This is a genomic window from Dietzia sp. Cai40 (assembly GCF_014145165.1).
GTDB lineage: Bacteria > Actinomycetota > Actinomycetes > Mycobacteriales > Mycobacteriaceae > Dietzia > Dietzia natronolimnaea.
Genome location: NZ_JAALEB010000200.1, coordinates 1 through 1,763, shown reverse-complemented (window position 1 = coordinate 1,763; position 1,763 = coordinate 1). Strand labels below are relative to the sequence as shown.

The following is a 1,763-nucleotide window of genomic DNA, read 5'->3' as shown; positions in this document are numbered from 1 at the left end:
CGAGCGGCGGCGTCCCGGGATACGGGGGCGCCGCCGCTGTCAGTTGCCGCCGCTGTCAGTTGCCGCGGCGCAGCAGCACGAACGCGCCGCCGATCAGCAGGACGGCCAGGCCACCCACTACCCACAACGCCGGGTCGACTCCGGAGGACGCCTCGCCCGAGGTCTCGTCGGCGATCTGGTTCTCGGCCGGGTCGGACTGGTCGGACTGGTCGCCAACAGGGTCCTCGGCAGGGTCGCCGGTGGTGCCGGCCGCGGACTGCACGGTGAAGACCGAGGATCCGCTGACGACGTGCCCGTCGGCCGAGGTCACCCGGTAGCCGACGGTGTACGCGCCGTCCGCCAGGTCGTCGAGCGCCACGGTGACCGTCTCGCCCTCCACCGTGGGTTCCCCGACGACCAGGGTGGTCCGGTCGTCGCCGGTGGTGACGGCGACCGAGGCGAAATTCTGGTTGATCTCCTCGTTGAACGTCAGCGAGACCTCACCGGGCGAGGTCTCGAGGGTCGCCCCGTCCTGCGGGTCCACCGAGACGAGGACCGAGTGCGCTGCGGCGACCGGGGCGAGGACGGTGGCCGGCGACGCGGCCCCCACGATCATGGTGGCGGCGAGCGCGGTGGAGGCCAGCCGAGCCCGGATCGGGGTCACGGGGTGACGCCGAGGCGGGCGAGCACGTCCTTGTTGACCCGGTCGAGCTCACCGGAGATGGCGGAGTGCACCTCGCGGCGCTGGGAGGTCGGGGTGGTCTCGGCGGTCTCGACGGCCGTCCGCAGATCCTTGAGACGGGTCCGGGTGGAGGCGATGAAGTCCTCGACCTGGCGGTCCCCGCGACGCCCGACCTCGAGCTGGTCGAGGGTCTGTTCCAACCGGACGATACGGACACCGAGGGCCGCGCCCGGGCCGGTGGCGTCGATGCCCGCGGCCTTGAGGTCCACGGCACCCGCCCCGGTGGACTTGTCGGCGGAACCCTGCGCGTTGGACACGAGCTTGTAGACCATCGGCAACAGGACCGGGGTGGCGACCTTGGCCAGGCTCAGCCACCGCTGCACGTCGTCCTTGCCGAGTTTGGTGCCCTCGAGCTTCTTCAGCTCCATCTCGGCGAGCTGGTACTCGTGCCGCCGGCCCGCCGCCTCGATCTTCTCGGCCGCCTTACGGTCCTTCGCCAGGAACTTGGCCTCGCGCTTGAGGGTGGCGCGCTCCTGCTTGGACAGCGTCTTCTCGGCCTTGCGGTCCCGCCTGGACGCCTTCTGGGCGAGCGCGTCCTGGCGCTTGGCCCGCTTGGCCTCACGCTTCGCCCTGCGGTCCGCGTTCTTGCCCTCCAGCTTCGCGCGCTTCTTGGCCTCGGCGAGATCGACGCGATGCGCCTCCTTGGCCTTGTGCCTGGCCTCCTTGGCGGCGAGCTTGGCCTCGGTCATGGCGGTGGCCTTGAGCGCGGAGGCGTGGGCGCGGAGTTCGGCGCGCTTGTCGCGGTAGGTCGTCAGCTTGCCCATGGGCGTCGATCCTTCTCTCGTCGCGAACATCAGGGTCCCAGCCTAGGCGAACAGTCCGCCGGTGAGCACCGGACCGGTATCCGAGGGCGGTGTGCGCCATGATGGACGTCGATGGACGGTGCCCGGAACGGATCGAGTGGGGACCTCGGCGGTGCGGTGGCGGGACCGGCGTCGGGGTCCAGGTGTCTGCACCGCGTGGCCCGGGAGCGGGACGCCGGCCCCACGTGGTGGCGGACCGCTCCGCTCGACGAGGGGGTGCGGCTGCGCGCGATGGCCGC

The 1,763-nt window shown here is 71.7% G+C and carries 2 protein-coding genes; both read right to left on the bottom strand.

Going from position 1 to position 1,763, the window contains the following annotated elements; genetic code table 11:
• Nucleotides 1–55: 55 nt before the first annotated feature.
• Entirely contained in the window at nt 56–643 is a 588-nt protein-coding gene (locus G6022_RS08640; protein ID WP_182639503.1) for a copper resistance CopC family protein, read from the bottom strand.
• Entirely contained in the window at nt 640–1,485 is an 846-nt protein-coding gene (locus G6022_RS08635) for a DUF6474 family protein (protein ID WP_182610270.1), read from the bottom strand. The genes G6022_RS08640 and G6022_RS08635 overlap by 4 nt, the downstream gene beginning before the upstream one ends.
• Nucleotides 1,486–1,763 lie beyond the last annotated feature (278 nt).

Coding starts and splice junctions, on each gene's coding strand:
- G6022_RS08635 (WP_182610270.1), bottom strand. CDS start 1,485: ATGGGCAAGCTGACGACCTACCGCGACAAGCGCGCCGAACTCCGCGCC.